The sequence below is a fragment of the Kitasatospora sp. NPDC098663 genome (assembly GCF_044760075.1).
Classification (GTDB): domain Bacteria; phylum Actinomycetota; class Actinomycetes; order Streptomycetales; family Streptomycetaceae; genus Kitasatospora.
Map to the genome: position 1 here is coordinate 1 of NZ_JBIWAP010000063.1, position 24,437 is coordinate 24,437.

Annotated in this window: 24 protein-coding genes and 1 pseudogene; 18 read left to right on the forward strand and 7 right to left on the reverse strand. The window is 68.1% G+C overall.

Annotated elements, in window-relative coordinates; genetic code table 11:
• Positions 1–220: 220 nt before the first annotated feature.
• The 13 genes from ACIQVZ_RS38545 to ACIQVZ_RS38605 all read left to right on the forward strand — a co-directional run bounded on the left by ACIQVZ_RS38545 (position 221) and on the right by ACIQVZ_RS38605 (position 9,664).
• Entirely contained in the window at positions 221–523 is a 303-nt protein-coding gene (locus ACIQVZ_RS38545; protein ID WP_402456751.1) for a hypothetical protein, read from the forward strand.
• A gap of 386 nt (positions 524–909) precedes the next feature.
• A complete protein-coding gene (locus ACIQVZ_RS38550) occupies positions 910–2,691 on the forward strand; it encodes a PcfJ domain-containing protein (RefSeq protein ID WP_402456753.1) in 1,782 nt (593 codons plus the stop codon).
• Positions 2,692–2,815: 124 nt separating this feature from the next.
• On the forward strand, positions 2,816–3,280 hold the full coding sequence (locus ACIQVZ_RS38555; protein WP_402456754.1) for an NADAR family protein: 465 nt from the start codon (positions 2,816–2,818) through the stop codon (positions 3,278–3,280).
• 371 nt (positions 3,281–3,651) lie between these two features.
• Entirely contained in the window at positions 3,652–4,095 is a 444-nt protein-coding gene (locus ACIQVZ_RS38560) for a hypothetical protein (protein WP_402456756.1), read from the forward strand.
• A 148-nt stretch (positions 4,096–4,243) separates the two neighbouring features.
• On the forward strand, positions 4,244–4,642 hold the full coding sequence (locus ACIQVZ_RS38565; protein ID WP_402456758.1) for a hypothetical protein: 399 nt from the start codon (positions 4,244–4,246) through the stop codon (positions 4,640–4,642).
• 301 nt (positions 4,643–4,943) lie between these two features.
• Entirely contained in the window at positions 4,944–5,249 is a 306-nt protein-coding gene (locus ACIQVZ_RS38570; protein WP_402456760.1) for a hypothetical protein, read from the forward strand.
• Positions 5,249–5,668, forward strand: coding sequence for a hypothetical protein (locus ACIQVZ_RS38575; protein ID WP_402456762.1), 420 nt, complete (start codon positions 5,249–5,251; stop codon positions 5,666–5,668). Before ACIQVZ_RS38570 ends, ACIQVZ_RS38575 begins: the two co-directional genes overlap by 1 nt.
• Positions 5,669–5,883: 215 nt before the next feature.
• Positions 5,884–6,480 carry a winged helix-turn-helix domain-containing protein gene (locus tag ACIQVZ_RS38580; protein WP_402456764.1) on the forward strand — a complete coding sequence of 199 codons (597 nt, stop codon included), beginning with the start codon at positions 5,884–5,886 and terminating at the stop codon, positions 6,478–6,480.
• Positions 6,396–6,965, forward strand: a complete 570-nt coding sequence (locus tag ACIQVZ_RS38585; RefSeq protein ID WP_402456796.1) for a transposase — start codon at positions 6,396–6,398, stop codon at positions 6,963–6,965. Before ACIQVZ_RS38580 ends, ACIQVZ_RS38585 begins: the two co-directional genes overlap by 85 nt.
• Before the next feature lie 282 nt (positions 6,966–7,247).
• Positions 7,248–7,757, forward strand: coding sequence for a hypothetical protein (locus ACIQVZ_RS38590; protein WP_402456766.1), 510 nt, complete (start codon positions 7,248–7,250; stop codon positions 7,755–7,757).
• Between the two features lie 269 nt (positions 7,758–8,026).
• Positions 8,027–8,227: a hypothetical protein gene (locus ACIQVZ_RS38595; protein WP_402456767.1), complete on the forward strand. Its 201-nt coding sequence runs from the start codon at positions 8,027–8,029 to the stop codon at positions 8,225–8,227.
• Positions 8,228–8,252: 25 nt separating this feature from the next.
• Complete coding sequence (locus ACIQVZ_RS38600) at positions 8,253–8,405, forward strand: hypothetical protein (protein WP_402456768.1); 153 nt, start codon at positions 8,253–8,255, stop codon at positions 8,403–8,405.
• 536 nt (positions 8,406–8,941) lie between these two features.
• Positions 8,942–9,664, forward strand: a complete 723-nt coding sequence (locus tag ACIQVZ_RS38605) for a hypothetical protein (RefSeq protein WP_402456770.1) — start codon at positions 8,942–8,944, stop codon at positions 9,662–9,664.
• A 191-nt stretch (positions 9,665–9,855) separates the two neighbouring features.
• On the opposite strand, the gene ACIQVZ_RS38610 is transcribed toward ACIQVZ_RS38605, so the two are convergent.
• The 6 genes and pseudogenes from ACIQVZ_RS38610 to ACIQVZ_RS38635 form a co-directional block, all read right to left on the reverse strand.
• The gene (locus ACIQVZ_RS38610; RefSeq protein ID WP_402456772.1) at positions 9,856–11,790 is read right to left on the reverse strand and encodes a hypothetical protein; all 1,935 of its coding nucleotides are present in this window, start codon (positions 11,788–11,790) and stop codon (positions 9,856–9,858) included.
• Positions 11,787–12,545, reverse strand: coding sequence for an N-6 DNA methylase (locus ACIQVZ_RS38615; protein WP_402456774.1), 759 nt, complete (start codon positions 12,543–12,545; stop codon positions 11,787–11,789). Before ACIQVZ_RS38615 ends, ACIQVZ_RS38610 begins: the two co-directional genes overlap by 4 nt.
• A 67-nt stretch (positions 12,546–12,612) precedes the next feature.
• On the reverse strand, positions 12,613–13,911 hold the full coding sequence (locus ACIQVZ_RS38620; protein WP_402456776.1) for a hypothetical protein: 1,299 nt from the start codon (positions 13,909–13,911) through the stop codon (positions 12,613–12,615).
• Positions 13,912–13,969: 58 nt separating this feature from the next.
• Positions 13,970–14,464: a hypothetical protein gene (locus ACIQVZ_RS38625; protein ID WP_402456778.1), complete on the reverse strand. Its 495-nt coding sequence runs from the start codon at positions 14,462–14,464 to the stop codon at positions 13,970–13,972.
• 1,749 nt (positions 14,465–16,213) lie between these two features.
• Positions 16,214–16,634, reverse strand: a pseudogene (locus ACIQVZ_RS38630) (transposase family protein); the annotation flags it as partial.
• A 232-nt stretch (positions 16,635–16,866) separates the two neighbouring features.
• Positions 16,867–17,193, reverse strand: a complete 327-nt coding sequence (locus ACIQVZ_RS38635) for a helix-turn-helix domain-containing protein (protein ID WP_402456779.1) — start codon at positions 17,191–17,193, stop codon at positions 16,867–16,869.
• A gap of 94 nt (positions 17,194–17,287) precedes the next feature.
• Here ACIQVZ_RS38635 and ACIQVZ_RS38640 point away from each other — a divergent pair, with 94 nt between their 5' ends.
• Both ACIQVZ_RS38640 and ACIQVZ_RS38645 read left to right on the forward strand, forming a co-directional pair.
• The gene (locus ACIQVZ_RS38640; RefSeq protein WP_402456781.1) at positions 17,288–18,568 is read left to right on the forward strand and encodes an IS110 family transposase; all 1,281 of its coding nucleotides are present in this window, start codon (positions 17,288–17,290) and stop codon (positions 18,566–18,568) included.
• A gap of 562 nt (positions 18,569–19,130) precedes the next feature.
• Entirely contained in the window at positions 19,131–19,520 is a 390-nt protein-coding gene (locus tag ACIQVZ_RS38645) for a hypothetical protein (RefSeq protein WP_402456783.1), read from the forward strand.
• A 90-nt stretch (positions 19,521–19,610) separates the two neighbouring features.
• Here ACIQVZ_RS38645 and ACIQVZ_RS38650 read toward each other — a convergent pair whose 3' ends face one another.
• The gene (locus tag ACIQVZ_RS38650) at positions 19,611–19,946 is read right to left on the reverse strand and encodes an Lsr2 family protein (RefSeq protein WP_402456785.1); all 336 of its coding nucleotides are present in this window, start codon (positions 19,944–19,946) and stop codon (positions 19,611–19,613) included.
• Between the two features lie 209 nt (positions 19,947–20,155).
• Between ACIQVZ_RS38650 and ACIQVZ_RS38655 the strand changes: the two genes are divergently transcribed.
• The 3 genes from ACIQVZ_RS38655 (at position 20,156) to ACIQVZ_RS38665 (ending at position 23,425) form a co-directional block, all read left to right on the forward strand.
• A complete protein-coding gene (locus ACIQVZ_RS38655) occupies positions 20,156–21,943 on the forward strand; it encodes a DHH family phosphoesterase (protein WP_402456786.1) in 1,788 nt (595 codons plus the stop codon).
• 85 nt (positions 21,944–22,028) lie between these two features.
• Positions 22,029–22,832, forward strand: coding sequence for a lysostaphin resistance A-like protein (locus tag ACIQVZ_RS38660; RefSeq protein WP_402456788.1), 804 nt, complete (start codon positions 22,029–22,031; stop codon positions 22,830–22,832).
• A 179-nt stretch (positions 22,833–23,011) separates the two neighbouring features.
• Positions 23,012–23,425, forward strand: a complete 414-nt coding sequence (locus ACIQVZ_RS38665; RefSeq protein WP_402456789.1) for a hypothetical protein — start codon at positions 23,012–23,014, stop codon at positions 23,423–23,425.
• Positions 23,426–24,437 lie beyond the last annotated feature (1,012 nt).

A 24,437-nucleotide genomic window follows, 5' to 3' on the forward strand; every position in this document is an offset into this window, starting at 1 on the left:
GGACAGCTACCTCGCAGGCCTCCACCTCCGTGGCGCGATGATCTGGATCAAGGACCTCACCCGGACCCGTTGATCACGACCGAATACGCGCCCTAAGGGGCTCCGGTTGTGTATCGGCGCGAAGGGCACCGACCCCGCCGAGCGCTCCACCTGGACCGCCCTCTTTCCCGACGCTGGCTCCGTGGAGCGCACCCCGGAACCGGAACCCGGGAAGTGGTCGATGACTGAGCTCCGCCACGTCCCCGGGGTGAAGGCCAACAGCCACAACACCCGCATCCTGTACGGCGGCGAGGGCGGTGCCCGCTCCACCGGGCCGACACAGTCCGCGCCCGTCAACGTCGTGTACACGGACGAGGGCCTCTACATCCTGTGGGACCCGGCCACGGACACGACCTACGCGGTGATCAAGCTTACCGCCAAGATCTGGTGGGCGCACCTGCCCCAGGACGCCGTCCCGGACGCGCCGTCGTCCTCCGGTGAGCCTGAGGACGCGGAGCCCACCAGCCCGGCAGCTGGTTCTTGAACCCGCATCCGCTCGCCTGAGGCCCCCGCTGTGCTGCGCAAGGCTCTCCGCTGAGCGGCAAGTGCTGGCGGGGGCTTCTCGCTCGCCCTCCCTCCCTTCTTCTGGTCTCCGTCCGCCTGCTCTACCGGGGTTGGGCGGAGCACTTCCCCAGGACTGGGAACTCTGCCTCCTGGAGGCCCCCGGCCGAGGCCAGCTGCAGACACTCCCGCCGATCGACGACTGTGACCGGCTGGTCGCACCGTGCTCCTGCGGTGGGGTTCTTCTCTTTCACAAGCAGATCGGCGAAGCCGATCTCGGGTGCCTCCCAGAAGAGCACTGCCTGCTGGTCAGTGCCAGGCCCTACAGAGCCTTCACAGTCCCTGTTCCACGCTCCGCGGGAGGCAACCATGTCCGAGAACAGCGAGCGCGTGCTGCTGCACGTCAAGTTCCTCAACGACCAGATCGAGCCGACCGTCGAAGGCGTCCGCACCGGCGCGAGCCTCCGCGTCGTCGCTCGCACCGCACCCGATGGCCGCGTGACCGTGTCGGGCTCCGTATCGCACCGCGTGCACCGGATGCGCGCCTCCGGAAGGGTCTTTCGCCACTGGCAGACCCAGCAGGCGTTCTCGCTGCTGCGCACCAAGGCAGACCTCGTGGTGCTGCGCGTGCTGGATAAGGCCAGCCGGAAGAACAGCACTCAGCACCTCTTCGCCGGCGGCGAAAACCAGCTCGCGGGGCTGCTGTACCGGCTCGGGGAGCAGACCCTGCTGGATCCGATGGGCAACTACACGTGGGACGGACACCGTCAGGACACCCGCTTCGTCGAGGGTCCCGATTTCCAGGCCGTCGAAGGCGGGATCCAGGCCCAGATGAGCTCGATCCTCCAGGTCCTTCAGACCGAAATCCTGCACCTGATCGGAGATTTCCCGGCCGCCGGCGAGCGGTTCCCGCTGCTGAAGGAGGTCTCTTCCTTCGGGCTCGCACACTCGGGCCGGATGCACTACCTGGACGCCGAGGACTACAAGACGGTCGCAGAGAACGTGTTCGGCAAGACCCGGTACCGCAAGCCGCTGGCACGCGAGATCCAGCGCCTGACCGAACACATGCTGGCCGGGCAGGACCAGCATCGTGAGTTCCACGACATGAGCGTGCTGAACTGGTTCCGCCTGTTCCGCGGGCTCGTGCCGATCGACTGGATCATCGAGTCGATGCGCCGCACCGAGACGATCCACTACATCGGCCTCAAGCCCGCCGAGCTCGTGCAGGCCCGTGTGCTGTTCCGCCGCGTGCCACAGCCGATCCTGCGGCGGATCCTCGCCGAGCCGGCCTGGCGGAGCATCCAGATCATCGGGGACACCGTACGGGACCTCGGCGACGCGCAGACGCAGCTGCGCGACCTGGATCTCCTGCCCGAACTGATCAAGGCCCGGGGGCAGCGCCGCATCCGCGGCGCTCGGGACCTGGAGACCCTGGTGCGCTCGATGCCCGAGACCCGGGTGGAGAGCCGCTCGTTCGCGCGCTCGAACCAGGCGATCAGCGCCATGATCGGCGAGGTGAACGCGCTGCGCGAGATGCACAGGTACAACGAGCAGATCGTCCGGCTCGAAGGCCGTGACCTGCCGCTCGCGACCTGGGAGCTGTGGAAGGACCGAGCGTTCCGCGCGGCCGCCGACGAGTTCCTGATCGAGCACCGGCAAGCGCTGATGACAGCCCGGCAGCGCGAATACGAGGCGCGGGCCGAGCACCACCGCCAGGAGCAGCTGTCCCGTGTGAAGGAGTGGGCCGCCTGGGTCACGGACGTCACCGAGAGGCTCGACGGCATGCACGTCGGCGGGTTTCGGCTCGTCGTCGCCCGCGACACGGACACTTTGACCCGGTGGGGATCGCAGCTCAACAACTGCATCGCCGGCTACACGCACAGGCTGGGCCTGGACGTCTTCGTCGCCGTGATTGACGACCGGGGCGACTCCGCCGGCCGCGTACGGCTCAACATCGAGATCAACCGGGAGGGCGGCATCATGCAGTTCCTCGGCACCAACAACTGCGACGCGGTCAAGGTCAAGGGGCTGGGGGAGGGTCCTGCCCAGCTGGTGCTCGATGCCATCACCGGCGCCGGGATCCCGGTCCACGAGTACGCGCTCGGACTGCAGCAGCTCGTGCTGCCGGTCCGGGACGCGGTGACCGCATGATCGAGGCCTCCCCGGCGCAGCACGGGCTGCGTCGGGGAGGGCTTCTGTCCTGCACAGGTGGAGATCCGCGGCCGCAGATCCGGGCGGACTTCGCGATCCTGGCCCTGACGTCGAGGAGACGACCGTGACCCAGGCCAATGATCTGAAGCCGATGTTCCGAGACGAGCTCGGTTTCCTCTCCAACTTCGACGAGACGCCCTTCGAGATGCCCCTGCTCGCCGGGGGCGGCACGGTCGCCTCAGGCGAGCACGCCTTCAACGCTCTGAAGACGATCGACCCCGTCGAGCGGGCCCGCGTGCTCGGCGAGGCCACACCCGGCGGCGCGAAGCGCGAGGGCCGGCGCGTCTCGCTGCGCCCGGAATGGAACACCGGTGGGCGTGTGCGCGCGATGCAGCAGGTGCTCGTCGCGAAGTTCGCGCTGCCCGATCTGGCCGCGCGGCTGGAGGCCACCGGTGACCTCGAGCTCGTGAAGACCAACCGCTGGCACGACCAGTTCTGGGACTCGTGTTGCTGCCCGGCCCATGTCGGGACGCCGGGTCGGAACATGCTCGGAGAGCTGCTCATGGCAATCCGGGACCGCCGCCGGTAGAGCACCAGCGGAGAGGAAGTGATCAGGGCCCGCTGCCTGAAGTTCTGTGCTCCGGGTGGAGGGGCTTCTCGTCTCGTCTGCGTGGATCGGCGGAGCCGATCCGGATTCGCTGCCGAAGAACACCATCAGCAACCGACTTCGAATAGCGGCCATGAGCACGAACACCCAGAACCTCGCGGGCATCCGGTGCCCGAAGTGGTTCAGCGATTCGTGGACGACGAGCCGATCCAGCGCTTCGCGCGCCGTGGCAGCTGCGGGCACTGCGGCACGGTCGATGAGGTCCACACGAACGCCATCGCCGCAACCTGACTCGCGCGGGCACCGCACGGCAAGGGCAACTGATGATCGACCAACCGGAAGAGGAGACCAGGATGGGCGAGACGATCACACCGGCGAGCGCGGTCGCAAAAGCGCTGCAGGCGCTGTTCGGGAAACACCTCACCGACCCGGACGACATCCCGGCCGCCGCGGTGCTGACCATCGCCGACCCGGTCACCGCAACCAAGCACCGCATCGAGCTGCGGCCAGTGGGCCTGGCCGAGCTGCAGCGGATGGTCGAGGCGGAGGCCGATTCCCGCCACCGGGCGCACCCGGGCGAGGACGGGCTGATCTACCACGCGAACGGCGAGGTCGACATCGAGGCCAGCGCCGAGATGTACGCCCAGGAGGCCGATGGTGAGGACGACGAGGACGAGGAGGTCGAGCTGTCACTAGGAGAATGGATGTGTGTTCACCACGGGACCGGTGGCGGTCCCGGTGAGGACTGCCCGGACTGCCGCGAGCACTGGGGACTCGACCCCGTTCGCCCGCAGTGATCCGCCGGCGGGCGTCGCCTTGCTGCCCCGCGGCGCCTTCACCACGCCCGGGCCGGGCCGATTGAGACGGCTGATCAGAGACGCACGGAGACCATCGATGGCGCCGCAGCGCCGCGCCCAAACACGGACCTCAGGAGAACTCACCATCATGAGCTTCCTCAGCAGCATCGGCCTCATCGAGACCGAGGAGCAGGAGCGCGCCCGGCTGGCCCAGGCCCCCGAAGGCTCACTGAACCACTACCTGTCCACCCGGCCCGTGACCATCGACGAGTGGGCCAAGGACCTGCTCGTCGAACTGCCCTGGCAGCAGCCGCGCACCGACCGGGCCTACCGTGTCGTCGTCGTTCCGATCGAGTTCCGCAAGGACGCTCTGCCCGAGGGGGTCGAGGATGAGCCGCTGCCGCGCAAGCTCCACTCCGGCTCCTGGATGTGTGCCGTGGTGTTCTCCGACCATCCGGGCTACCCGGCCGCTGGTTTCCGCATCGACGTCCCGGCCGCCGAGATCGCCCGAGGCCGGAAGGTCGACCTCACTGAGGCTCTGGCCTGATCACCCAGTATCACCCCTCCACGGACGGGATCACCGGTCACAGCCGGTGCGACAACGCGCCGTGTGTGGCACGAACCGGGAAGCGCGCGGCCGAGCACGAGCGCAAGCGCGCAGCCGAAGAGGCCGCGGCCGCAGCGCACGTGTGCGCCGAGCAACTCCGCTGCCCTCCGTTCTAACACCACGGCCCCCCGTGTCCGGGGCCTTCGGCCGTTCCCTCCCCGTTCGAGGTGGGGATGGGCACTGACCGCGCGCCGGCCGGCGCGCGGTCACCCCGGCAGCACTCGGGAAGGAACCCCAGACCGTGACCACCACCACAGCCCGCAGCATCGTGCGCGCGATCATCACCCGCTCCTATCGCCGGTACACCCCGACCAACGGCCGCGCGCCGACGCTGGCAACCGGTACGCCCGGTGAATCCGCGAGCCCGAGCAGGCCGACACCCTGCGCCTGTTCAGGGGGTTCCTCCGCGGCCGCGGCCGCGGCCTCATGTGCCGGTGGCGTGTCACGCCAATCGGCTTGGAGCCGCACCAGCAACCGCGGCGACCAAGTACCCGGTCAGGAAGAACTCGATCTCGAATACCGTCCAGTGACCTTATGGAGCCCTTGATGAACAGCACCGATCCCCGAGCCATCCAGCTCGCCGAGTCTCGTTACCGCAGCGGATACGGGCCGACCGTCGCCGAATCCTGGGACGAACTCCTGCCAAGCACGCGCCAGTTTCTCGTCAGCGAGGCCGAGTCATGGCTCAGCGCTGCCGTCGCCGCCGAACTCATGCCGCCCGCCGCCCCGACCGCCGAGGCCCTCGCGGTCGCCGCTGGCCCGACGCATCTCCGCTGGGGCCTGGACGATGTCCTGTGGGGCGACGACGACACTGCGATCGTCCTCATGTCCGACGAGGAGCGGCGCCCCTACTGGCTGGAGCTCGACCCCGAACGCGCGAACGCACTCCGCCAAAACCTCGCCGGACCCGACAGAGAACCGGCCGACGAGGAGAGCGGGCGCCAGCCGTGTGGCCACGACGATTAACATGCCCCCACGAGTGGCACGACCGGCCCAGCGTGTGGTGCCCCGGCATCGACTGACCGTGATCACCGAATGATGCAGCCCCGCCGCTGATGTTGGCGTGACTGCGTTCCCAATCAACCCCCATGCCCGCTCTGGTGTTACTGACTTCGGCGCTTCGGGGTGATTGGCCTGTTTGTGTAGCTGACTGACGGTCATCTGCGCGCTATGCCATTGGTATGCGATATGGCGATGGGGGCGGGCTGACGGTGGAGGGTCGCCAGCGCCGGGAGGCGGTGCGAGTGGAGGCCGCCGGGTTGTTCGCCGATGGGCTGAGGCCGCCGGAGGTCGCCCGCAGGCTGCGGGTGAGCTCGAAGTCGGCCTACCAGTGGCACCAGGTGTGGACGGAGGGCGGGGTGGCGGCCCTGGCCTCACGAGGAGCGAACGGGCAGCAGTGCAAGCTGTCCACGCGTTGCCAGGAGAAGCTGGCCGCCTACCTCGACCAGGGGCCGGCCGTCCACGGCTGGGACGAGGACCAGGTGTGGACCGGCGTACGGGTGGCCACGCTGATCGGCCGCAAGTTCCACGTTTCCTACAGCGTCTCGGGCGCCACCCGCCTGATGCACCGGCTCGGCTTCACCCCGCAGGTCCCCGCGCGATGGGCAGCCGAGCGCGACGAGCGGGCCGTGACCGTGTGGAAGGAGGCGACCTGGGCGGAGGTAAAAGCACCAGGGCGGCCTGCGACGGATGGATCTGCTTCGAGGACGAAGCCGGGTTCACCCGCAGACCGCCCAAGGGACGCACGTGGGGACGCCGCGGCAGCGCCCCGGTCGTGAGGGTCTCCGGACGGGGTTCCGGACGGGTCTCGGTCGCCGGGCTGCTCGCGATGCGTCCGGGCTCCCGGACCCGGCTGTGCCACCGGCTGCGGCGCCACACCGGGCGCAAAGGCGAACGCCGCGGCCTGTCCGAGCGCGACTACATCGGCCTGATCGACGGAATCCACCACCTGGTCAAGGGGCCCATCGTGCTGCTCTGGGACCGGCTCAACACCCATGTCTCCCATGCCATGCGCGACTTGATCGGCGCGCGGGACTGGCTGACGGTGTTCATCCTGCCCGCCTACTCACCCGAACTGAACGCTGTCGAGTACCTGTGGGCCCACGTCAAACGCACCCTCGCGACCATCGCCACCGTCGCCCTCGACCGACTCGCGACCCTCGTCCGCAACCGACTCAAACGACTCCAGTACCGCCCCGACATCCTCGACGGCTTCCTCACCGGAACCGGACTCTCCCTCGACCTCCCACCACCATCACCCTGAAGCGCCGAAGTCAGTAACCGGGCCCGACGACACGAATCTAACCGAGGCGGACATCGACCAGCTGATTGCGGCTGGGGTCCCGATACAGGTCGTGACCGCGTCACTCACCCCCTGCCGGACAACGCGGCATTGCGCCTACCACGGCTGGTGCTGGCGCTGGTCACCCGAGGGCGCCACGATCATGTCCGCCGTGAACAAAACGCTCCGCACGGACCAGCTCCGCACGCTGCTCGCCGTGGTCACGCCCGCCACCTGGCCGCCCGAAACGACAGGACTCGCCACATGACCGCCACCTGGTGGAAGTACGACGCTGACCGTGATGACCCACTCGCCAACCTCCGTATCCCCGTTACCAGTGCCCACCCCGGCTGGCGGTACATCGCCTGCTTCGACCGCGGATCCGAAGCGCGCCCGACGGATCTGGAAGCCGCCCAGCTCGCCTCCTACATCGAGCAGTACAAGGTGTACTTCTTCGGCACCAACGGCTGGTACAAGCGCAAGCTCGAAGAACAGCCTTTCGACACCGACGCCGTCACCCGCGTCTTCCACAAGTGGGCTGATGGCGACTGGTCCTACCGGGTCGTCACCTGGCAGTACGGTCCGTTCTGGGTGCCTCTCTCACCCCGGTCCCGCGGCGGAGACTTTGCCGCGCACCTTTACGCAGACAAGGCAGCCATCGGCCCACTCACTCTCGTGCAGGTCATGGACCGCGACAAGCACATGCACACCGAATACCCGAGTAAGGACTGGGCTACCTGGAAGGCCGCCCACCCGGAGACGTTCCCTGCATGAGGCTCCGTCAGGCTCATGCCGTCCTCAAATCCACCACCACCCTCGAATCGCAAGGGCTCTGGTACGACCTGGGGCCACACACATCAAACGGTGTGCCTGGCGAACAGCACAGCCAAGACCACAGCAGAGACCGTCTGTGGGGGGTCTTCCTTTTTCGCACCGAATGCCGCAAGGGGGCCGAGTTGCGGTAGGCGGAATCGGATAGGCACGGGCAGCGCGCTGCAAGGCAGCGCCGGGAGTCTCACTGCCGAATCCATTGAATAGACTGGGTGGAGGACATCCTGGTGTCCGGCAAAGCAGGCGACAATGAGCTTGCCCTTGAGGAACCGCTCGCTCGCGTGCAGCAGGGTGTGGCCGCGGTGGTGGTGGTCGATGCCGCGTACCGGATCAGCCGCCGGGTGGAGACGTACCGGCGGTGGAACGCACGGCTGCAGGAGGCCGGCGGACAGCTAAAATGGGCACTGGACTGACCGAACGTGATCCGAGGAGCGAGGCGTGGACTACATCAGGGAACCTGCGCCCGAGCAGGCGAAGACCCCCGAGGGGCAGGCCGCCGAAGCATGGAACCGTCTGGATGAGCTTGGCCTCACGGTCATCGAGATCGCAGGCGTGAAGCTGCTGAACAACGATGATGTCTTCCCTGGCTGACACGTCGAAAAGCTCCCCCCTCGGTCCCCAGCGGACCGGGGTGGGCTTTTTTATTTGACCTAAACGACATGAAAGCAACCGCATTTTCTTATTTACGCCTGGAGGCCTATTCGCGGGGTTCTTGCTCTGGTTGCCCGTGGTCGGCCACCGCGGTCGAGGCCGCCCAGGCCCAGCACCCGGCCGTTCCCGGGGAGAGGCCGGCCGCGATGGTGGTGGCCAAGCTGGTGAGGGACGTGGCACCCCTTCATGAGGAGATCGCGAGCCCGCTCTCCGGCGCCGCCCGCAGCCCGACACCTCCACCCCGCCCCGCCCCGCACCCTGGTTCCCGGCGTGCGACCGCTCCCTGTCTGAAGGAACGAACTCATGGGTCCCACCCCCGGACACCCGCACGGCAGGCACTTCCAGCACTGCTTCGTCTACGTTGGCAGCTTCTGCTCCTGCGGCGGCCGGTATATCGGAGACGACGCGGGCCCGCGCCTGGACCTGCCGCCCGCTCCCTTCAGCCTGCTTGCCCCGCGAACACCGCAGGACGAACCGTGCTGACCGTCGTCGACGCCGTCCGCAGCCCCGGGCCCGACGCCGCCGGCACTGCCTGGGCCGACCACGCAGCCGCCATGGCCGAACAGTGGCTCCACGATTTCGCGTGGCGGGGCGTCCCCCTGGACGAGTTCATCACTGGTATTGACGTCTCCTTCCAGAACGGCCCCGCCACGCCCCTGTGGCGCGGCAAGAGCCTGGGCCACGCCCTGCCTTCCGACCCGCCGCCGACCGAACTGGGGTCCATGGACGACGCGCCCTTCGACATGTGGCACCTCTGGTGGTTCCACCTGGTCGGCGCCTGGCACCTGACGGGCACGTGGCTGCACCCCGAGACCTCCTTCAGCATCGACCAGCTCGCCTTCGCCGAGCAGCAGGTCCACCTCTACGTCGGCTGCCACGACCGCGAGAACCCAACAGCACCCCGCAGGTACGACCCGAGCCTCAACCCCGTAACCAACGACCAGGGCGTGGTCGTGTTCCCGCTGCGGACCTTCCGCACCCTTGACTTCCACGCAGCCGGGAACGGTCCGGAAGCGTCAATGCTGCTGTGCGCCGGCACCGCCGTGGCCGAGTCCGCAGTCCACGAGGCACTGGAGATGCATCAGCTGCTCCCGGGCCAGCCCGTCCTCGACCCGCACACCGCCGGTCTCACCATCGACGTGACCGTCCACTGGGCGTCCGGCACGATGCCGACCACCGGCTGGGCCCACGCCCAGTGAGCTGCATCTACTCAGGACAAGGGACGTTCAGTCGCGCAGATTCTCTCCAGGCCGACCCTGAGTTCCCGGTCGACCTCGGTCACCGTCCTGCCGGAAGAACAGACGAGCGCGATCGCGTCCCGCCGGTTCTCCGCCGAGTGCTGCTTCGTGTACTCACTTCCCACCTGGCGCTACCGCACTCGACGTGGCCACTACTGGGGCCCACCCTCATGCCGGTTCTCCACTGCTGTCACAGAGTCCTCGAACGCGCACCCATACAGGTCCAGCGTCTTTTCACGGGCGGACTCGGCACGGGCTGCGGCCTCCTCCATGCGCTCGCACTCGGCCACGAAGTCTGACAGGACGCCCGCCGTGCGGTAGACCTCGGCCGACTCCTCGTAGTGGGCTGTGTCCCGCTTCGCGCGGTGCACGTCGTCGTACGCCTCCTCGCAGGACCGGACGGCCGACCACACGTCCCCGGCAAGCGCATCGTCCTCGCGAACCCGCTCTCCGCACGCCCGCGCCCGCTCCAGGTCGCCGGCGGCGAGTACCACCGCCGCGTAGACACGGGAGCGGGCTGTCGTCAGCCGTTCCACCGCCGCCTCCCACACAGCCGCCGTTCGGCCGGACGCCGCGCGCTCTGCCCGGGCCTCGTCGCGTCCCGCCAGCCCGGCACGATCGGCTTCCGCCCGCGCCTCCGCACGCTCGCCGGCGTTGTGCGCGTCCCAGTACAGGGCATGCTCGAAGTCCCGAACGCCGTGGTACGCGGCCTGGGCGGTCTCGAGCGCCGCCCACTCGACGGGGGCGTGCTCGGCAAGGCGGGTCGGCTCCCCGAAGCTGTTGTGCGGGTACTTGGACCAGTCGGACAGGTGCTTGCGGTCGTTGCTGGTGCCGAACCCCTGGGGGTTCTTGCGGACGGCGGCCGCAGCCTTCCGCAGGGCCTCGCCGCCGCGCCCCTCGATCCGGTCGGTCACGGCCAGAGTGAACGCCAAGGCGGCGGCATCGGTACGGCCTCCGGCGATCAGCGAGGCGGACGTGTACCGCGACGGGTAGTACACCGACCGGTTGGAGCGCCTGGACTCCACCCAGGCGTCGTACTGCGCCACGAACGACCGCGAGGGATCGCCGTGCCCGGCGTGCGTGACGCCGTCGTAGTCGGTGTGGCCCTCGAACCACGCGCACCAGGCACGCGAGGAGTCCGTGAACATCACGATCAGCTCGGCGTACCCGCGCGCCGACGGCGCACGGCCCGACTCGACCAACTGTCCGCGCCATTGGGCTTCTCGGGCGTCCAGCCGCTCCTGCGCCTCCTCGATGATCGGAGCGGCGAGTGCTTCCCGCTCCGCGCGCGCCATGGCATCCGCGATCGCCTTCCCGGCTTCCTTGACGTGCTCCCCGGCCAGCAGGATTGCCTGCCGCCACGAGGCGCATCCTCGTGCGTCGTCGCCGTTGGTCTCGGCCAGCCACGTCCGCGCCGCGTTCACGGCGTCGATGGCCGACCGCTCGGCTGTCCTGGCTTCCGCGTAGGCGGCGGAGGCCAGCTCCACCGCCCGCGCACCCGTCGGCGTGGAGCCGTCGAGGTTGTTGAACGCGTCCCGTGCACCGCACAGGGAGGCAGTCACCTTGGTCACGGCATCGACCATCTGCCGAACCCACTCCGCGGCGTCCCGGCCCCACACCGTTCGGCCCGTGGCCTCCTGCTCCCGGGCGACGACGCGTACGGCCTTGATCGCCTCGCGTACCGCCTTGAAACCGCCTGTCGAGGCGGACGCCACGAACTTGCCCGTCGCCTCGTTCCACGCGCACACGTGCTCGGTCTCCTCCACCCCGGCGCGCACTATCACGAGCCCGGAGATCACCGCGGCGCGCACCCACAGACGGCCGGTCCGGCGGAGCTCCGTACGGACACCCCAGCCCAACTGCTCTGCCTCGTGCAGCAGAACGCCCGCGTTCCTGGGCATGCCCTCCAGAGCGGCCGCCGCCGCTTCGGCACCGATGGCTGCGGCACATCCGCCGCAACGTCCCGCGCGTACTTCCTCGCGCTGGCACGCCGGGCACGACCCGGCTACCGGCTCCTTCCCGCGCCATGCCGAAGTGTCGTCGCTCTCGGCGTCAGAAGGATCGGTTTGTCCTTGCGTAATCGTCATCGCTTCACCCCCAAAGCGTCAGCGGGATCTCCGGTGGTCTCCTGATGCGACGCGATGATCAGTTGACGTGATCCATCGATGGCCCGGGCCACCCTGCGCTTGTGACTCCAGTCGCCCAGGACATGAGCGAGGGTGGGCCATGTTTCGAAGGTCTCCAGCGTCAGGACATTGCAATGGCGCACGACTGCGGGGATGTGCAGCAGTGTGAGGTGGACGTAGACCATGTGCATGGCCTGTGGCGCTATGTCCTCCGCCGTCACGTGCAACTGCGTCTGCGGGTTGAGGCAGTGCTCGAGCATGACCTCCGACAAGGCGATCAAGAACGAGCCCGCGCCGCAGGTGGGCTCGTAGACATCAGCGAAACCGCTGCGCTCGACTTGCTCGACCACCGCGCGGATCTCCATCCGAGCCATCAAACGGGCGAAGTCGTAGGGCGTGTAGAACTGGCCCAGCCGTTCGTTGCCGAGCTCCAGTTCCATGTAGAGGCGTCCAAGCACGTCATGGGGATTTCGATTCAACTCCATGGTCACCAGCGCCAGCGCATGCGCGAAGCGGTCCAAGTCTGTTCTGCTGTAGCCGCCGGCGATCTGGAGGTACTGTCTTTCACGCGCTTCCCAGGACTTGCTTCCGCGGACGTCCACGGCGTTGCGCAGAGCCAGCGCCGCCATCTCGACGAAGTGGTCGAAGACATCGCTCATCCGCTTCGCGCCGGTGTTCGCCGCCAGCAACTTCACGATCTCGCGTAAGGCGCTCACGACGTCGGCTCGATGGTGCTGGTCTCGGCGGTTGCGGCCTTCGAGACGGCGCTCAGTGCCTCGCTCATCACACCACCTCCTTAGTGCGCTTGCCCCCGGTCTTCGCGGCGAGGGCCTGCTGCTCGACGTGACGGGCCGCGATGTACAGGCCCTCGCGGTTCAGGTGCCGCGAGTAGCTCGAGTCGAGGTAGAGCACGGGCACGTCGCCCGCGGCCTTCAGCAGCGCCGGGTGCAGCAGGTGCTTGATCGGACCCGAGCCGCCGCCGTAGACGTAGACGACCTCGGTCGTCGCGCCGGCCTGCGAGAGGACGTCGCCGAAGGAGGAGACGATCTCGTCGACCAGGTAGCTCGCCTCGTCCTCGACGAAGCCGGCGGCCCGCTGGTGACGGTTCCTCACCAGCACGGACGGCTCCGCGTGGAGGAAGTCCGCCAGCTGCTTGCGCGAGGAGAACTGCAGCGTGGCGTCCGACTCGCTCATGCGCTCCATGGCGTTCATCAGCGCGGTGCCGTAGCCCTCGTCGAGCGTGGCGGCCGCCTCGGCGTTGAACCGCCCGTCGGTGAAGACCGGGAAGTTCACGGTGCCTTCGCCGACGTCGACGCCGATGGTGTGCTGGACCGCGACCAGGTCGGAGGCGGAGACACCCTCGACGAGGGAGGCGTCGCGGGCGCGCAGATCATCGAGGAGAGCCTGGGCCAGCGGCTCGCCCTTGTCGGTGATGGCGAACTGCGCGGAGGCCCCCTCGGCCATCACCTGGACGTCGACGAACTGCAGGCGCACCGAGACCGGGGTGCTGAAGTTCTTGATCGTCACCAGGTGCACCGCGGGGTCGGAGCTGCCCAGCAGGCCGATGAACTCGGCGGCGTAGGCGTGGCGGCGCGCGACGAACTCGGAGATCGGCAGTGCCAGGCCGGCCCGCACGTGCACGCGCAGCTCGTGATCGGGCAGCGCGCCGTTCTCGCTGACGTGGTCGCGCAGGGCCTTCGCGGCGAAGACACCCAGAACCAGGACCTTGCTCAGCTCCTGATCGGCCTTGGAGTGCTTGCCCAGCACCTCGAACTCGGTGAACTTCGAGCCGCGAACGCTCAGCGCCGCCCGGCCGAAGATCCGGCGGTCCGAAGCCGCCACCAGGGGAGTGGTGAGCGAGCAGTCGATCTGGTTGTAGAAGTCGCCGGCCATCACGGTGGCCGCATCCGCGTCGGGGAGCGGTACCTTCGGCGAGGTGCGGGAAGTCGAGACGACCGCGCTGGGCAGATCGATCTCGTCGAAAGTGCTCTGCTTCGTGTTCTGGATGACGCCCTTGACGTAGCCGTTGCCGACGTCGATGCCGCCGGTGAGGGTGATGATGTCGGTGGTGTTCGTGCTCATGAATTCGGCCCCTCGGTGTCTGCGTTGTCTGTCTGGAAGGTGAGAGTCACCGCGTCACTCAGCGCCGAGTGCTCGCCATGATTTCGTCTATGGACGCCTGCTTCGGCGGCTCCGGCGGTGGGATGGGGACGGAAGCCTCGGCTGTCTCGACCGGTGCGGGAGCCGGCTCGGGCCGGGACACCGGCGCTGGGGCTGGGGCTGTCTGCGCGACGACGTCGGCCTGGTCGGTGACCACAGGTTGCTGCTGCGACTGGACCAGCCGGACGGCCGGACGGGGCTCGGTTGTTGCTTCGTCGTCCTCGCGCTGCTCGGTAATCTCCAGCGGTGGTCGGCCACGCCGCGGCAGCTGATCGACAGGCTTGTAGAAGACGTCGATGTACCCGTCGCGCTGAATGGACTCCCGAATGAGCTGTCGCAGCGACTGCGAGATGTTCTCCTGCTGATCGAGCCACTCGATCACCGAGGTATCGGCAGCGGGCACGGTCCAGCGAACCTTGCGAGGTTCACCCGACTGATTCGCCATCGCACTCACCTCGCCCGGCCGCTTGCTCATGCACTTCACCCAGTCGCTCACCGGATGTCTCGCGCTCTGCCATAGGGACTCACCGCCTTCCACGTTTCTGCTCGAATGCGAATCGATGCAACGTCACTCTACTGTCCCTATTGAGTCTCTTGCAAGTCCCATTCGATACGCGAGTAGGGCCCTATCGGCGTCCCTGTCGAGCGCTGCCAGGTGCACCGGCGAGACGCCGTCGCGCCCCACCTGGGATGACCGCACGCAAGCCGCCGACGCCGTGCGCCGATAGGCTCTACGTGCGACGCGACGAGGGCTCCCGCAGGGCATCCACGAGACACGTGGGGCCGCAGCGCCGTCCCCGGGGGAACCGCATTCGAGTGCGCATGGCGTCCCGTCGGCGTCCTGACTGTGACTCCTGAAGGACCTCACCGGTCGCCGCTACCCAGTCGTGTACTCCGAGAGCACCGTGTGCGACACCAGGACGGCACTATTGGAGCGCGCGCGAGACGCCGTGAGGACACTCCCGGGACTCCGAGAGGGCCAGTGGCAGCAGTCCGCGTCTCATACGTGTCGCAGTCGCGCCCCCCGCACGTCCCGATGGGCCACCTCGGAGACGCGAGGGAGACGCTTTTCACTGCTGTTTCGTAGGGGAGAAAAGCCTGTCTGCACTTCACGCCGAATCGCGGCGGTCGGTAAGGCGGCGGGTTCATCGGCTCGCCCGATGGACGGACGGGGCGGGTGCTGTGCCCGCCGGCCTGGGAGCCCGCCGCCCCTTGAGCCGGCGCTGCCTCACCCAGGCGCCGCGCCCGGCCGCGGCAGCTCTGCCGCCAGCTCCTCGCGAGTGAAGCCGATCGAGACTGGTCACAGGCGCCGGGGTGGTCTTCGACGAGCAGGCACGCCTCAGAGACGACGACCTTCTCGCACCCTGGAGCGATCCGCAGCTCCCGTCAGCCCTCGTCGTCCCAGAACAGCCACCACAGTGCGAGTCCTCCGGGCTCGTACTGCATCTGCGCACACACGGTGTGCTGCGCATCGGGCCGGTGTGCACCGAAGTCGCAAGAGTGGCTCGGTATTAACCTCGAAGTCCGCGCCGGGCAGTGCGTTCAGGGCGCGCACCTCGTCGTCCGTCAGCGCCACTTCCGCTGTGCAGGGCATGGGTATGGGGTCCTCCGACTCCAAAACGAGTGACAGCGTCACTCTTCAGACCCGGCAGACGCAGGAAGCGACAATAGATCTTGAAAGTGTCACGGTGACCTGCATCACAGTGGCTCGTGGGGTTTCCGGGAGGGGGCGCCTTTGGGCACCGCAGTCAGTGCTACGCGATGGCGCAAGGGCAGCTGCGCCGGCCGCGGCGCACGACGGAGCGGAGCGCTATCCAGAGCCGAAGCGGCAGCGTCGCGAGAGACCGGACCCACTGCGCGGCGAGGGCTGTGCCACCTGCGGCAGCAGAGCGATGAACCGGGTCTGCGACCCGTCGGGAGCAGACCCGTACCCCCGCCTCGCTCCTGCCTCACGAGGGCGGATGAACATGGGGTACGGCCGTATCACGGACGGAGAAACAGCAGTACAGCCCCGAGGCGCAATGACCAGGGGAAACAGGCCGTACTGTACCCCTGCCGCACGGCAAGGAGGGAGGGGTACGGGACAAGGGGGTACGGCCTGTTTCGCCTGATGTTCCAGGATTCCGCTGACGCTCCAGCCGTGGCACAGCGACGACGACGACAAAGAAGCAAAAGGGCATAAGGGAACCTGATAACACGTGTCCTGCGGACCCTCGCTTCACTCCGGGCGGCGGACCTGAACCTCGGTGGCGTCCAGCCGAAGCACGACACCCTCGGCCCGCGCATAGGCGAAGACGTCGGCCAGGGTTCGCGGCCGTACGCCCGTACGGCCGGGCACCGCGAAGCCCCGGGCAGCAAGCAGGCCCCTGACCTCGCCGATCGCCCGGCTGACCGTGGAACGGTCGACGCCGAGCGGCAAGGCCAGGACGGCGTGCGGCAGGTCGTGGCGCAGATGGATGAGCGTGGCGACCGCCCGGTCGACGAAGGCCAGGCGGTGCTTGGCGCCGGCTCCCGCCGCGGGCGCAGTGGCGCTGGCCCTCGACCACGGCCTACCACGGAGCCGCCAGCTCGACAACCAGATCGGCCAGGTGACGCCGCGAGACCCCGGTCAGCACCCGATGACCGAGGACCGCACGGTTCACCATGATCGTCACACCGTCAGATCATGCCGCCCGCAACACCGCTGGTCACATCGCCGCCGCAATCACGCGCCAACTCGTAACTCCGTCCTCAACCCCCCTACCCCCCACGGCTGCGCGGCAGGGGAGAGCCCGCGCGACACCCCTACAAGCCCGCCAACGGGAGGCGGAGCGGCCGCATGGTGGACCTTGTCGCCCCAAGGCGATGGCGATGGTCGTGATGGGCCGGACAGTGCCGCTACAGCTGCCTGTCGTCGCCCTGGGGCAGCAGGGTCCGATGCCGGTCCGACGGCAGCAGGTCGGCGCACAGGGATGCCTCAAGGCGGGCGAGCGTCGAGACGTCGGGGTACACCTCGCCCCGCACGATCCGGCCCACTGCTGCCGGACCGAGTCCCGCGTGCGCGGAAACGGCCCGGTGGGACAGGCCCCGCTGGTCGGCGAGGTCATCGAGTTCGCGGGCCATGGCGAGCGCGTAGTGGACGCCGGGAGGTGCCTGAGGCAGCGGTCGTGCCCGGTGCGGCCAGTCGCCGGCGGTGTAAGTGTTCGGGGCCCTGTCGCCGCGCACGCCGCCCCCTGGGACCGTCCTGATCACCGATGTCCCCTTCATGATTCCCCACCGGGCCCGCCGCAGCCGGGCACCCTCCAGGTATGATTCATATATGAATCACCAGGTGAGTGAGGGGCGGCGGATGCGCGGGCGCCGGTGGTGGGCGGGGATCGACTGGTCGGCCGACAAGCAGCACGTCGTGATCGTCGACGACGACGGTGCGATCGTCACGCACCTGGTCGTCGAGGAGTCCAAGAAGGGCGTCGACGAGATCCTCGCCGCCCTGCGAGCCCTCAACCCCACCTCGCACACTTTTTCGCGCCGGCAGGTGCCCATCGCGATCGAGGACGGCAACCGCCTCCTGGTCGCCGAACTGCGTCGCCGCAACCAGCCGGTGGTGCTCGTCCCGCCCACAGTCACCGCCCGGTACCGGGGCCGCCACGCGGCCGCCGTCTCCAAGAGCGACCGAGGCGACGCCGCACTGCTGGCCAACATCCTCCGCCAGACCCCCGGCCGCCGCACCCCGCTGCCCGACACCACCGACACGGCCGCAGCCATAGCCGTCCTCGCCCGCGCCCAGTGCACAGCAGCCGCCGACGCCCGCGAACTCGCAACACGCCTACGCTCCCACCTCGCGCTCTACTACCCGGCCGCCGCGCACGCCTGGGCGCAGATGGACCACGGCCTGCGCCGCCCCGAAGCCCTCGCCGTACTCGCACTCGCCCCCACCCCGCGGCAGGCAGCAGCCCTGACTAAGCGCAAGATCTACGACACCCTCGCCACGGCCGGACGCATCCGCCTCCTCGACAGCGAGGCCGAACGGCTGCGCGACCTGTTCCAGAAGCCCCAGCTACGGCAGCGGCCCGCGACCGAGACGGCGATGGGCGAGCGCACCCGCCTGCACGCCACCGAACTCCAGCTCGCCCGCCACCACGCCGAGCAGCTCGCCGAGCTCACCGACCGCGCCTTCGCCCAGCACCCGCACTACCCGATCTACCGCAGCTTCCCCGGCGCCGGTCCGCTCCTCGCCGCCCGAATCTTCGCCGAACTCGGCGACGATCCAGCCCGGTTCACCACCGCCCGCGCCCTGCGCTCCTACGCCGGCACCGCCCCCATCACCTGGTCCTCCGGCACCAGCCACACCGTCGTCCACCGCAAGGTCTGCAACCGAGCCCTGAAAACCGCCGTCCACCGCTGGGCGTTCAGCACCCTCACCCGCTCGCCCGGCTGCCGCGCCCTGTACGACGCACGCCGCGAACGAGGCGACCGCCACGCCGCCGCGCTGCGCCACGTCGGTAACCGCCTCCTTAGCGGCCTGCACCACTGCCTGCGCACCAACGAGCCCTACCGGGAGGACGGGATGTTCCCCGCTCCCGCGCAGGGGACGGGCTGAGGGGCGGCCGGGACACCTTCGTTCACCCGGGGCCGTGAGCCCTTACGCGGAAGTGGTGCCCGGCCCCTTCTCCACCCCATCGCCCGCCCCGGCCGAGCGGGTCGACGGGCTGTCGGATCCAACGCCTGACACGAACCCCTGGGCCGCGAGCCCTTTCGCGGGAACGGCGCCGACAGCCTCTCCGCCCGCTCAGCCAGACCGGCACGTCCCGGCCGGGCACAGCAGCCGGCGTTGCAAGAAATCGTACCGACGGGATGTACACCGTCCATCTCATGCCGATGTGGAGCGACGATCAAGTCCGGTCGAGCTGCACCGTGAGATGGGCCTGGCGATCATCGAGCCCTGCTGCAGCCGGCCGGTATGAGCGCGCCACGCCTGCCCGGGCCTCATGGCCGCAGCTCTCGACTCCAGCTGCGGAGCCCACCGAGCCACAGGGAGAGGAGACTCGAATGATTGCTGAAATGATTCAAGAATCGTTCTCGCACGTCGTCCTCGTCGCCGGTTCCCGTAGCTGGAGCGACGAGAAGAGCATGCGTGAGACGTTCAACGATGCCTGGCGCGAATGGGCCCCGAGAACGTCACCCGACCGGTGCTCCTCTCGGGGCACTGCCCCAAGGGCGCCGACTCCATAGCCGAGCCGTCGTGGCAGGACGCGGGCTTCGAAGCCATCCCCTTCCCCGCCGACTGGTCGACCCGCGGGAGGACAGCCGGCTTCCAGCGCAACCAGGAGATGGTCGACGCCGCCCAGGTTTTTCGCGAGGCCGGGGCTCAGGTGCTGTGCACGGCCTTTCTCGATCTCTGCCGGATGCCCGAATGTCCGCAGCGAGGCCACGAGCAGCTCATACCGCATACGCCGGGGCACGTCTCGCACGGCGTCATCCACTGCAGGTCTCGGGCGCGAGCGGTAGGGATCAAGACGACCGACGTGATCCATCCGTCGCCGCCGTTCTGAGACACATGAAGGGCCCTGCAGCACGCTGCAGGGCCCTTCAGGGGCGGAGGGGGGATGGGAGGGGCCGGGAGGCGGGCACCAGGCTCGGCGCTACTTGCTCCGATCAATGCCGTGCGCCTCGTCATAGGCCTTCATGACCTTCTTCGGGATGCGCCCCCGGTCCGCGAACTCGAGGCCCTTCCCCTTGGCCCACTCGCGGATCTTGTCGCGCTCCTCGGCAGTCGTCTCGGGCACGACTCGCTTCTTGGGTGTCGGCTCCCCGGCTTTCCGGCCGGCCTTCAGGTACGGCTTCAGCGCTTCCTCAAGCTTCTTCCGCTCCTCGGTCGTGAGGTCCACCTCGTACCAGGTGTCACCGAGGCCGAACGTAGCTGTCGCTGCATCCGGCTCACCACTGAGATCTGACTCGACAACACTTCGAATAGCCATACCAGTGACAGTAGCCGATGTGCAATGACCTTGGAAAGTCTGTCGTGGTCATTCGAGATAAGTGTGTCATTCGCAGCTCGAATGAGACCCTAAAGTGCTGCTAAATGAGCAGGAGTTGCGAGTGGCACTGCTAAAATCGCAGCAGGGTCAGTGTTGTCGCATGCCCCGTTCGCCACCGCCCAACAAACCCGGATCGAGAGGTCCCCGCCATGCCGATGCTCCGCACCGTCGACGACCATTCGCTCACTGATGAGGACACGGGCCTCTTCGAGGTGCTGTGCCGGCGCAGGGGGTGGTCGGATCGGTACCTGAAGGAGATCGAGGCCACCGAACACGACGAGCTCCTGGACCTGGCCGAGATGGTCGAGGCCCTCCATGACGCCCGGACCACGGACAAGAAGATCACCATCGCCCCCGACTTCGACATGGACGGCATCTCCGCCGGCGTCCTCGGCTACGCCGGCCTGTCCGAGCTCGGGTTCGATGTCGAGCTGCACCTGCCCGACTACCGCCGCGGCCACGAGCTCGCGCCCGAGGACATCGCCGAGATCCAGGCGAAGTGGCCCGCCACCCGGGTCCTGCTCACCTGTGACGGAGGAGTGAACTCCCACGGTGGCATCGCCGCCGCACGCGCCCTGGGCTGGACGACGCTGGTGACCGATCACCACGAGGAGCTCGCGCCGGGCTCGACCGCGGACATCACCGTCGATCCGTGCCGGATCGATGAGACCTACACCCACACCGGGATCTGCGGTGCTCACGTGCTCTACCAGGTCATCGAGGCCTACACTCGCGTGCACCGGCCCGAGAAGCTCTGGGAGATCCACCTGCTGCGCCTGTTCGCCGGCCTGGGCACCGTCTCCGACGTCATGCCCGTGCTGTACGAGAACCGCAGCCTGGTGCGCGATGCGATCTCGATCGCCCGCCTGCTGCGCGTCGCCGCGCCGAAGACGATCCCCAATCCCCGGGGTGGGTTCGACGCTGACCCCGATGCCATCGACGTCGAACAGTCGATCATGATGCAGCTGCTGCGCACAGAGCCGCACCACCCGGTCTTCCTCCGGGCTTTCGAGGGCTTCGCGATCGTGCTCAAGGCCTTCGCTCAGGCCGGCAAGATCCGAGACGTCGACGACCTCGACGAGGGCTTCTTCGGCTTCTACCTTGCCCCGGCGATGAACAGCCCCCGGCGCACGGGGGCCTCGCTTGAGCCGTGCTTCGCGGTGTTCACGGCCGCCGGCGCCGACGTCAAGTTTAAGGCCGCGCGCCAGGTGATCGAGGGCAACGAGCTGCGCAAGCAGCTGGTCATCAAGCACATGGAAGAACTCGTCGCCGGGGAGCAGCCCTTGGCTCCGTGGGTGTACTTCTCGGACGCCTACCCGGGCATGTACGGGCTGCTGGCCAACCGGATGATGGAGTTCAACGGGCACCCGGTCGTCGTTCTCAACCGCCCCACCAGCCCCGACGATCCTGTCAGCGGCTCCGGCCGCGCGCCGGAGTGGTACGACATCATCACCAGCCTGGAGCCGCACGATGGACTCAGCGCCATCGGACACCAGCAGGCATGCGGCGTCCGCGTTGCGAAGGCCGAGAAGCTGGGCGATCTTGTCGCCGTGCTAAAGGAGGCCACGCAGGTCTCCAGACTCGCCGTCAGCAGCGATGGTCCGAACGGTGATCTCGTGCTCGGCCCGGATGCCGACTGCGACGCCGGCCTCGAGGACCTGCAGCCGTTGTTCGAGCTGGTGCGCCGGACCGAAGGGCTCAAGCCCTTCGGGCGCGGCTTCACCGCGCCGGTTGTCGAGATCGCGATCGAGCCCCTGGGCCTGCGCGTGGACCGGATCGGATCCGAATCGCAGCACCTGCGCCTGGTCACCCGGTCCGGCCTGTCCTGCCTGTGGTGGAACGCCGCCGAGGAGAAGTTCGACGCGATCCAGAGCTTCGTCGGCGCGCCAGCCGCACCGAACTCGGCACCCTGCGCTTCACGGCGACGCTGCAGCTGAACAGCTTCAGAGGCGACACCCGCGTCCAGGCCGTCATCAACGAACAGACCAACACGGCTGCTTGAACCCCGTAGAGGAGGAGACCATGACGTCGCCACCGATCACTTCGCGTCTGTTCGACATCGGGTGGTGCGCCCTCGTGCCGTTCGCCGTTGTCGCGGTCTACCTCGGCCTCGGCACCTTCGCAGTCCTCCTCATCGGAGAGCCGATCGTCGCGACCTCCGTCCTGGGCATGCTCGTCGTCGTCCTGGTCGGCTGGGTAAGGATTCAGCGGCCGCGGTGGCTCGCACATGCGCCGGCCCCGCAGCCGAAGTCGGAGATCCCACGCTTCGGGTGGACAGTCCTCGGCTGTGCGGTCCTGGCCTTCCTCGCCGGTCAGTCGCTGGCCTTGTGGATCCACACCACGGCAGGGTCTGCCGGCTTCGACGCCTCGAACCAGACCAGGCACGCGGCTGGAGCCCTGGCGACCCTGCTGCTCACCCTGGTCGCGGCTCCCGCAGGGGAGGAGGCCCTGTTCCGGGGGCTGATCTACCCGTTGCTGCGCAAGCGGGTGCACATCCTCGCCTCCACGCTGGCCACCGCCGTGGTGTTCGACCTGCTGCACGGCAACGCCGTGCAGTTCGCCGCGACCCTGCCACTGGCGGTACTCCTGGCCCTGGTCTACGAACGTACGCGCGCGCTGTGGCCCTGCGTGCTCCTGCACATGGGCTTCAACCTCGCTGCCACCTTTGTCCCGGCACAGGCGCTCGGTGCCCTGGCGAACCCCGCCTCCGCGGTGCCGCTGTGTCTTGCCTTCGCTGGTTGTGCCTTGGGGCTCTACCAGCGGGTCGCCGGTGGGACTGAGCCAGGCGCAGTCCAGGGCGCGGGAGGCGAGTCCGGCACGCGGTGAGCGGGGTACTGAGCCTCTTCTGAGAAACGATGGCGCCCTCCGCGCGGGACCCGGCGGCCTCTCCGTCGCCGGGTCCGTACGGAGGGCGTGCTCGTGGTGACCGCGGTGATCCGGTCGCCGGAGGTGTGACTGAAAGTAACTATTCAGGCATACTCATCGGGAGAGGAGAGGATCTCATCATGGCTATCGTCAGCACCTGCGCGTACGACTCACGAGGGCAGCTCGTCCGTCCCGACCCGCTCGACATCAGCCGTGCGAAGATCCGCCTGGACCTCGACACCGGTGAGAAGCCCACCTTCGACCGCGGTCACACGCACGTCTTCGTCGTCTCCGACATGGGCATCACCGCCGAACAGGCCCGTGAGCGCGTGAACACGAGGCTGCGCCGGTTCTTCGATCGCGCCGAGGCCGTTCGCGGCTTCCGCAGGATCACGATGACGAAGAGTCAGAGCGAGAACCGGCTCAACCTCAACACCACGATCTCCTACGAGATCCTCTACGTCGTCGAAGCGGATGAGCGATCCCGTAGCCGCAGTCCCGAGTCCCCCAGCGCGGGATACCGGCGAGGCGGGAGCACGGTCACCCCTGGGTGACTCGCGCCGTCCACGCCTCACCCTCATCAGCACATGCAAAGAGGCCGGAGAACTCCCTTCCCACGGGGATGCTCTCCGGCCTCTTTGTCTCACGTTCCAGTGCAACATCGATCACCTGCCGCCTACGGTAGCAGTGTCGCGGATTGCTCGCAATGGGAAGTGAGTGCCAGTCCAGTGCCATTCTGCATCGGCTGGAGCCTCGTGGGCGGCCGACTCGGACAGGTGTCGACAGCAGGGTTCCGATTCGTGCCCGGTGGGTGTGTCAGGACCTTCTGTGAGCTTCGGGGCACCGAGGATGTCCCGCGCGGATTTCATGTCCCATTGAGGCTCGCCGAACCGCCTGAGGGTCACTGGCAGCTTGACGTGGAACCCCGTCGCGAACTTGGTCGCCGGAGGACGCATCGAGCTGCCAGCTGTACCACGAGGCGTGGTACAGCCCCGAAAACCGTGTCTGACCTGGGCGAGCGCCTGCACCGCGAGGCTCTTTCCCGCATCGGGTGTACCGCGTGGGAGCGCCAGTGTGGTACGACGTTTTGCCTGGTCAGCCAGCCTTTCCGGCCCGCGTACCACGAGTACCACGTCTTTCTGGGCGTTTCCATGAGGGCGTGTTCGGGAGCGACCCAGGCAACTCCAGCTCGCCGGCCTGCTCTCCCGCCTCCCCGCGCGTGTATCTAGTCCCCATTTCCTGGTACAGGTGGTACGGGGGGTATGTACACAGCGCCCGAACTGGGCAAACGCCTGTACCGCGTAGAGAATGCCACGTGGTACACCCTGCTCTTGAACGCCCGAAACTACCGCTCTGACCTGGGAAGACAGGTGTACCACGTCAAGTGGTACACACTCGGGTACCTGTAGGGGGTATGTGGCTCTCTTGAGCCTCCTGGAGAGCATTCGGCCGATGCCCCGGTGGCAGCCGGCTCGGCCGGTCAGAAGAACTCCTCCGAACCTCGACCGCGGGCCGGGCGGCTCACGCCGCCCGCGGGTGCGTGGTCGAGCGTGAGGATCCAGTGGC

What these genes read in the sequence shown, in the direction of transcription:
- ACIQVZ_RS38660 (WP_402456788.1), top strand. Translation starts at nt 22,029, where the DNA reads ATGACGTCGCCACCGATCACTTCGCGTCTGTTCGACATCGGGTGGTGC.
- ACIQVZ_RS38625 (WP_402456778.1), bottom strand. Translation starts at nt 14,464, where the DNA reads ATGAGCAAGCGGCCGGGCGAGGTGAGTGCGATGGCGAATCAGTCGGGT.
- ACIQVZ_RS38620 (WP_402456776.1), bottom strand. Translation starts at nt 13,911, where the DNA reads ATGAGCACGAACACCACCGACATCATCACCCTCACCGGCGGCATCGAC.
- ACIQVZ_RS38610 (WP_402456772.1), bottom strand. Translation starts at nt 11,790, where the DNA reads ATGACGATTACGCAAGGACAAACCGATCCTTCTGACGCCGAGAGCGAC.
- ACIQVZ_RS38580 (WP_402456764.1), top strand. Translation starts at nt 5,884, where the DNA reads ATGCGATATGGCGATGGGGGCGGGCTGACGGTGGAGGGTCGCCAGCGC.
- ACIQVZ_RS38565 (WP_402456758.1), top strand. Translation starts at nt 4,244, where the DNA reads ATGAGCTTCCTCAGCAGCATCGGCCTCATCGAGACCGAGGAGCAGGAG.
- ACIQVZ_RS38545 (WP_402456751.1), top strand. Translation starts at nt 221, where the DNA reads ATGACTGAGCTCCGCCACGTCCCCGGGGTGAAGGCCAACAGCCACAAC.
- ACIQVZ_RS38575 (WP_402456762.1), top strand. Translation starts at nt 5,249, where the DNA reads ATGAACAGCACCGATCCCCGAGCCATCCAGCTCGCCGAGTCTCGTTAC.
- ACIQVZ_RS38590 (WP_402456766.1), top strand. Translation starts at nt 7,248, where the DNA reads ATGACCGCCACCTGGTGGAAGTACGACGCTGACCGTGATGACCCACTC.
- ACIQVZ_RS38560 (WP_402456756.1), top strand. Translation starts at nt 3,652, where the DNA reads ATGGGCGAGACGATCACACCGGCGAGCGCGGTCGCAAAAGCGCTGCAG.
- ACIQVZ_RS38650 (WP_402456785.1), bottom strand. Translation starts at nt 19,946, where the DNA reads ATGGCTATTCGAAGTGTTGTCGAGTCAGATCTCAGTGGTGAGCCGGAT.
- ACIQVZ_RS38665 (WP_402456789.1), top strand. Translation starts at nt 23,012, where the DNA reads ATGGCTATCGTCAGCACCTGCGCGTACGACTCACGAGGGCAGCTCGTC.
- ACIQVZ_RS38655 (WP_402456786.1), top strand. Translation starts at nt 20,156, where the DNA reads ATGCCGATGCTCCGCACCGTCGACGACCATTCGCTCACTGATGAGGAC.
- ACIQVZ_RS38640 (WP_402456781.1), top strand. Translation starts at nt 17,288, where the DNA reads ATGAATCACCAGGTGAGTGAGGGGCGGCGGATGCGCGGGCGCCGGTGG.
- ACIQVZ_RS38550 (WP_402456753.1), top strand. Translation starts at nt 910, where the DNA reads ATGTCCGAGAACAGCGAGCGCGTGCTGCTGCACGTCAAGTTCCTCAAC.
- ACIQVZ_RS38645 (WP_402456783.1), top strand. Translation starts at nt 19,131, where the DNA reads ATGGGCCCCGAGAACGTCACCCGACCGGTGCTCCTCTCGGGGCACTGC.